The following is a 7,526-nucleotide window of genomic DNA, read 5'->3' as shown; positions in this document are numbered from 1 at the left end:
ACAAGGCGTTACCATACAATCAGCACCAGCGTCCAAAGCTTCTTGGATGTGCATTCCTGCCATTTTAAAAGATTGGGTAGAGGCATAGCTGGAAAGAGGCCAACCGCAGCACTGTGTACGACCTTTATAATAAATTGGCGTTGCGCCTACCGTAGAAAACACATTTTCCATCCCTTCTGGGTGAAAAGGATCGTCGTAAGGCATGGATTTTTGTGCGCGCAGGAGATAACACCCGTAAAAAGCCGCGCACTTTAGTCGAGTTAGCTTGTGAGTGACACGTTTTTTAATTTCCTCTAAACCGTAATCTGTTATTAAGGCATAAAGTAGATGTTTGACTTGTGTGCTTCCGCTATAGGGCACACAACCTTCTTTTTCGAGCAAGCCATTAACTTGAGCAATATAAGCTGGGTTTGTTTTCTGGCATTCTTTCAAGCGCTCGTCAACATGACCAATAACACCTTGACAGGTACTACAGTGGGTTATCAATGGCAAATTCAATTCTTCTGCTAAAGCAATATTGCGAGCATTGACAGTATCTTCCAAAAGTTGAGAATCTTCTTTAAAGGTGCCAGAACCGCAGCAAGCAGCTTTTTTTAGTTCAAAAAGTTCAATGCCTAATGCTTTGGTAAGAGCAAGAGTTGACTGGTGAAGCTCTCGGCAAGCTCCTTGAGCAACACAGCCGGGGAAGTAAGCGTATTTCAAAGTATGGGATAGCATAGGAGTTGGTTAATTAGGAGCAGTCGCCTCCGACAATAACTGTTTTATCATCGCTCGTTTGTGTTGGTTACAAGGCTAATGATTCTGAAAGTGCATATCCTAAAAAAAATTAGTAAGAATTGCAAAACAGAACTCTTTACACCATGAAACGGAAGCGTCATCTGCCTTGTTGAATAACTGCTCAGGAACAAGGGAAGAATTTTCTTTCTTGAAAATCCTCTGACAGTATACGCGCGATCGCGCTTTCCGATAAGATGTATATGCCCAAAATCATGTAAGCCCACAAAGAGCAGATTCTAGCAACTGGGTAAGGAAATTTATTTATGAGCCAACCGGACATTTTTGAAAAGGTCAAGAAAATTGTAGCTGATCAACTCAGTGTAGATGCTGCGCAGGTCGTGCCACAAGCCAATTTTGCCAACGATCTGGGTGCTGATTCCCTAGATACCGTTGAACTAGTTATGGCTTTGGAAGAAGAGTTTGAGATCGAAATCCCTGATGAAGCCGCTGAGAAAATTACAACAGTTCAAGAGGCGGTGGATTACATCAACAAGAAAGTTGCTGCATCTACAACCTAAAAGAGCATTAGAGAGTGGGGAGAGTGGGGGATAGACGGAGAAATTTACAAAGGTAAAAGTTAGGTATTTTGTATTTGGTCATTTTGCGTTCAGCCGATGCTTAAATTCTAAAACGACCAAACAAGCTTAAAAACTTGAGAATTTTATCAAAACCTACCCTTAAAACCTCCCTTACTCCCCTTTACTCTCCTTTTGCCTCTCTTGGTTCTACTACATCCTCTTAACCTCTGCTCCTACACAAAGAGCAATTTTTGAACTGAGTTATGACAGATTTGAAACGTAAACGCGTTGTTGTAACTGGTGTTGGCGCGATTACACCCATTGGTAATACACCAGCCCAGTATTGGGAAGGATTAATAAGCGGACGTAACGGGATTGGCGAAATAACTGCCTTTGACGCCTCTCGTCATACCTGCCGTATAGCTGGTGAAGTAAAAGACTTCAATCCGCTTGAGTACATGGAACTCAAAGAATCTAAGCGCATGGATCGCTTCTCGCAATTTGGGGTTGCGGCTGCAAAACAAGCGCTAAAAGATTCACAGTTAGTGATCAATGACCTAAACGCAGAACAAGTTGGCGTTATCATTGGTTCGGGCATTGGTGGTCTTAAGGTTCTAGAAGATCAGCAAACAATATATTTAAATCGTGGTCCTGATCGCTGTAGCCCCTTCATGATACCCATGATGATCGCTAACATGGCGGCAGGTTTGACAGCAATTCATACCGGTGCTAAAGGGCCAAATTCCTGCTCGGTAACTGCCTGCGCTGCTGGCTCAAATTCCATAGGAGATGCTTTTCGCCTCGTTCAAGGGGGATACGCCCAAGCAATGATCTGTGGAGGTACCGAGGCAGCAGTTACACCGTTGTCAATTGCTGGGTTTGCCTCTGCTCGTGCACTTTCAACCCGCAATGATGACCCTGCTCACGCTAGCCGTCCATTCGACCGCGATCGCGATGGATTTGTTTTAGGCGAAGGTGCAGGGATTTTAATCATAGAAGAGCTGCAACACGCCCTAGCTCGTAAGGCTAAAATTTATGCGGAAATTGTTGGCTACGGCATGACTTGTGATGCTTATCACATGACCTCACCAGTGCCTGGTGGAAAAGGAGCGGCTAGAGCAATACAACTCGCACTTAAGGACGCAGGACTAACCCCAGAACAAGTAACATATATCAACGCCCACGGTACCAGTACATCAGCTAATGATTCAACTGAAACTGCGGCTATGAAAGCAGCTTTGGGTGACCATGCTTACAAGGTAGCAATTAGTTCCACCAAGTCAATGACAGGCCATTTGTTGGGGGGTTCTGGAGGCATAGAAGCAGTCGCAACCGTACTCGCGATCGCTAATAAAATCGTTCCACCAACAATCAATTTAGAAAACCCTGATCCAGAATGTGATCTCGATTACATTCCTAACCATAGCCGGGCTCTAGATGTTGAAGTGGCACTGTCAAATTCTTTTGGTTTTGGTGGACACAACGTCACCCTAGCCTTTAAAAAATACCCCTAAAGTCGGAGATTTAAAATTTGGGATTTTTGTATTCCGGCATAAGGCATGGTTAGTAGCTGGTGGTATTTTCAAATACAAACAGCCAATAGCCAAATTATCCCTTATACCGAGAATCTTCTCTACTTTGTTAAAAGAGTTTTAAATGCTCAAGCATATTTCAGTCCCTTTTGCAACTGATATGCAGGGGAAACTTTCATAAAATAAATTTAAAATCCTTAAAGATTCTACATTGAATACCTTGTTTGTCAACAAGTACCAATGGGATGATGAGGATACTACCTTGGGGAAATCTAAAAATAATTAGATGAAGAAAGCGAGAACTCTCTTGTGTAGGTTTCAGCCCCAGAGCTTATCTCGAGGGCTTGCCTTTAAACATTAGAAGTTTTGGACAGTTTGTCCTCGCTTTGTGCCTCCCCAAAAGTGGAAGCTAAAAGAGTGCTAACCCGTCTTAAAGAACAAGAGATTATGGCTGTTGCAACCCAAACCCTTGAAGAACTTTGTATCAACTCAATCCGCTTTTTGGCAATTGATGCAGTAGAAAAGGCAAAATCTGGTCACCCAGGACTGCCAATGGGCGCAGCGCCAATGGCGTTTGTGCTATGGGACCGCTTTTTGCGGTTTAATCCCAAAAACCCCAAATGGTTCAATCGCGATCGCTTTGTTCTATCTGCTGGGCACGGCTGTATGTTGCAGTATGCCCTACTCTACCTGACAGGTTACGACAGTGTTACAATCGAGGACATTAAACAGTTCCGTCAGTGGGGTTCAAGAACACCCGGGCATCCAGAAAACTTTGAAACACCAGGTATTGAAGTAACCACAGGACCTTTGGGACAAGGAATCGCTAACGGTGTTGGGCTCGCAATGGCAGAAGCACACCTAGCTGCAAAGTTCAATAAACCAGACGCTAAGATTGTTGACCACTACACCTATGTTATTCTGGGTGACGGTTGCAACATGGAAGGAGTTTCTGGGGAAGCTTGTTCTTTGGCAGGACACCTAGGATTAGGCAAGCTGATCGCTTTGTATGACGACAACCACATCTCTATTGATGGATCAACGGATATTTCCTTCACAGAAGATGTTGCTAAGCGCTTTGAAGCTTACGGTTGGCACGTTCTACATGTAGAAAATGGCAATACAGATCTAGACGCAATTCATAAAGCGATTGAAGCTGCCAAAGCTGTTACCGATAAACCTTCTTTCATTAAGGTAACAACAACTATCGGTTATGGCTCACCTAACAAAGCAAACACTGCTGGTGTACACGGGGCTGCTCTTGGTGGTGATGAAGTTAAACTCACCCGTGAAAACTTAGGTTGGGAATATCCACCTTTTGAAGTACCAGAAGATTCCCTCAAGCACTGGCGTAAAGCTATTGAGCGAGGTGCAAACCTAGAACAAGAATGGAACAAAGCATTTGCTGAATACAAAAGCAAGTATTCTCAAGACGCTGCTGAGTTTGAACGGTTGCTCTCGGGTAAACTTCCTGAAGGATGGGATAAAGCACTACCCACCTACAAACCAGAAGATAAAGCGATCGCCACTCGTAAAACCTCCGAAGCTACCCTCAATGCTCTCGCTCCAGCTTTACCAGAGCTAATTGGTGGTTCTGCTGACCTTACGCACTCCAATAATACTGAACTTAAAGGAGCAGGTGACTTCCAAAAAGGACAGTATCAAAACCGTAACGTGCGGTTTGGTGTGCGCGAGCATGGTATGGGCGCTATTTGTAATGGTATTGCACTGCACGGTTCAGGGCTGATTCCCTACTGTGCGACTTTCTTAGTCTTTACTGATTACATGCGGGCAGCAATTCGCCTGTCAGCTTTGTCACAAGCGGGAGTCGTTTATGTGATGACTCATGACTCAATTGCTTTAGGTGAAGATGGTCCAACACACCAACCTGTTGAAACTGTAGCATCTCTTCGGGCAATTCCTAACCTTACAGTTATTCGTCCCGCCGATGGTAACGAAACTTCTGGGGCTTATAAGGTAGCGGTTGAATATGCTAACCAACATCGCCCAACGTTACTCATTTTCTCTCGGCAAAACCTACCTCAGCTAGTTGGTTCCTCTATTGAGAATACTGCTAAGGGTGGTTACATCGTCACTGATAGTGAAGGAACTCCCGACATTATCTTGATTGGTACCGGGAGTGAATTACACCTTTGCACCCAGGCTGCTGAAAAACTCCGCGCTGAAGGTAAGAAAGTTCGTGTTGTCTCCTTAGTTTCTTGGGAATTGTTCGACGAACAGTCTGCTGATTACCAAGAATCTGTATTACCCAAAGCTGTTACCAAACGGTTAGCGGTGGAGGCTGGTTCTAGCTTCGGTTGGCTCCGTTACCTTGGCAGTGAAGGTAAGATAATTAGCGTTGATCGATTTGGCGTTTCGGCTCCTGGTAACGTGATTTTGGAAAAATTCGGTTACACCGTTGATAATGTACTAGCAAAAGCTAAAGAATTGTTGGGTTAATTAGCAACAGATATTTTGTGTTTTATCTAGGGTGGGATATATTTCCCACCTTTTTTATTACTTGAATATTCAGAGAATGCATAAAATAGTAGTCAGACTATTCAGGATTAAGCTAAATTTTTAAGTGTGAGGAAAATTTTAAGTATAAATAATTACAAGAATATCGGATTAATCATTAGTCGAACCACTAATGACTAATGACTAACCACTAAAGATTAATGGCTAAAAACAAAAATGCGTACTTTTCTAAAACAAACTTTTGCTAGCTTAGTTGGAAGCTTACTAGGATTGCTTATATTTTGCGGAATCGGAACTACTGGAGTCTTCTTGCTACTACTAGCTGTTGCATCGAGAGATACGAGTCCACAAGTAAAAGATAAATCAGTACTGGTTTTCGACTTATCTACAAATATCAGTGACAGTGTACCTACCTCTAAGGGATTGTTGCGTAAAGCATTATCAGATGATGATGATAAACTTTCACTCCATGCAGTTCTAGATGCTTTGGAGAAGGCACGGCAAGACAAACGAATTGTTGCTATTTACTTGGATGGTAGTCGAGCAGGTGGGAGTTCAACAGGCTACGCTACCCTTAAGGAAATTCGTCAAGCTCTTGAAAAATGTCGTGCAGCAGGAAAGAAAATTATAGCATACGGATTAGATTGGGGACAACGGGAATATTACTTAAGTTCAATAGCAGATACAATTGTGGTTAATCCTTTGGGTGAAATTGAAATCAAAGGGTTAAGCACACAACAGATGTTTCTAGCAGGAGCATTCGAGAAGTACGGTATAGGTGTTCAAGTGGTACGAGAAGGAAAATTTAAGGGAGCAGTTGAACCGTACATACTCAATAAACTGAGCCCTGAAAACCGTGAGCAAACTCAGAAGTTGTTGGATGATGTTTGGAGAGATTGGCGACTTACGGTAGGCTCAAGCCGGAAAATAGAGCCTCAAAAGTTGCAGGATATAGCAGATAATGAGGCTTTGCTATTGGCAGATCAAGCTAAAGCTAATCGTTTCGTCGATAAAGTAGGGTATTTTGATGAAGTGGTGGCTGATCTCAAGCAACTAACTGGTAGTAAACAGGAAGATAAAACTTTCCGTCAAATCAGCCTTAGTGACTATGCAGAAGTTCCGGGTAACTCTTTAGGTGTAGACAAAAATTCAAAAAATCGGATTGCTGTTGTCTACGCTGAAGGGGAGATCGTGGATGGCAAAGGTAGTGATGGAAATATAGGAGGCGATCGCTTCGCGAAAATCTTCCGCCGATTACGACATGATAACAGTATAAAAGCTGTTGTGTTGCGGATTAACAGTCCTGGTGGTAGTGCAACCGCTGCCGAAGTTATGCAACGCGAAGTGCGGCTGACTCGTGAAGTAAAGCCAGTGGTGGTTTCAATGGGTGATCTAGCTGCCTCGGGTGGCTACTGGATCGCAACTCACTCGAATCATATTTTTGCCGAACCAAATACAATTACAGGTTCGATAGGTGTTTTTGGCGTATTGTTTAATGCTCAAAAGCTAGCAAGTAACAACGGTATTACTTGGGATACAGTGAAAACCGCCCAGTACGCTGACACTCAAACAGTTTCTCGCCCTAAATCCCCGCAAGAATTAGCACTTTACCAACAAAGTGTTAATCGGATTTATAATATTTTTCTTAGTAAAGTAGCCCAAGGTCGCAAACTGCCACAAGAAAAGGTCGCAGAAATTGCCCAAGGACGAGTGTGGTCTGGTACTGCAGCAAAGGGAATTGGTTTAATAGATGAAATTGGAGGCTTGGATGCGGCGATCGCATATGCGGCTAAGCAAGCAAATCTTGGGGATGATTGGCAACTAAAAGAATATCCTAAATTTGGAACCTTTGAAGAACGCTTGTTTGGACAGATTCCTCAAGAAGTACACGCTGCTTTAGGGCTAGATAAAGCACAACTTAAATCTGCTGACCCCCTAACCGCTGAGTTCCATAAACTACAACAGGAAATCTCTATTCTGCGCCATATGAATGATCCTCGTGGCATTTATGCTCGCTTACCCTTTAATTTAAGGATTGACAGATAAGTCTGAAGAGGGAGCAACCCCTGCGGGGAAGTCAAAAGTCAAAAGTCAAAAGTCAAGGAGCACGGGGAGCGGGAAAACACAATCAATTAAATACTTTGATTGCCCAATGCCCAATGCGCAATGCCCCATGCCCTTGATAGTGACAAAAGGAACCTAACAGTGTAAAGTAATGTCA

General features: G+C 43.3%; 5 protein-coding genes. 4 read left to right on the top strand and 1 reads right to left on the bottom strand.

The annotated features are described in order from the left end of the window. Positions 1–717 (bottom strand): CoB--CoM heterodisulfide reductase iron-sulfur subunit B family protein (locus G4P69_RS14325; RefSeq protein WP_243902963.1); only part of this gene is annotated, 717 nt, incomplete at its 3' end. A 323-nt stretch (positions 718–1,040) separates the two neighbouring features. On the opposite strand from G4P69_RS14325, the gene acpP reads away from it, so the two are divergent. The 4 genes from acpP to sppA all read left to right on the top strand — a co-directional run bounded on the left by acpP (position 1,041) and on the right by sppA (position 7,351). Next, positions 1,041–1,295, top strand: coding sequence for an acyl carrier protein (gene acpP / locus G4P69_RS14320; protein ID WP_208350402.1), 255 nt, complete (start codon positions 1,041–1,043; stop codon positions 1,293–1,295). Between the two features lie 263 nt (positions 1,296–1,558). Then, positions 1,559–2,809 carry a beta-ketoacyl-ACP synthase II gene (gene fabF, locus G4P69_RS14315; RefSeq protein ID WP_208350400.1) on the top strand — a complete coding sequence of 417 codons (1,251 nt, stop codon included), beginning with the start codon at positions 1,559–1,561 and terminating at the stop codon, positions 2,807–2,809. Positions 2,810–3,274: 465 nt separating this feature from the next. Then, positions 3,275–5,287, top strand: a complete 2,013-nt coding sequence (gene tkt, locus G4P69_RS14310) for a transketolase (protein ID WP_208350419.1) — start codon at positions 3,275–3,277, stop codon at positions 5,285–5,287. Between the two features lie 234 nt (positions 5,288–5,521). Further along, positions 5,522–7,351: a signal peptide peptidase SppA gene (gene sppA, locus G4P69_RS14305; RefSeq protein ID WP_208350396.1), complete on the top strand. Its 1,830-nt coding sequence runs from the start codon at positions 5,522–5,524 to the stop codon at positions 7,349–7,351. Positions 7,352–7,526: the final 175 nt, after the last annotated feature.

The sequence above is a fragment of the Aetokthonos hydrillicola CCALA 1050 genome, assembly GCF_017591665.1.
Taxonomy (GTDB): domain Bacteria; phylum Cyanobacteriota; class Cyanobacteriia; order Cyanobacteriales; family Nostocaceae; genus Aetokthonos; species Aetokthonos hydrillicola.
This window is presented reverse-complemented; position numbering and strand designations above follow the sequence as displayed.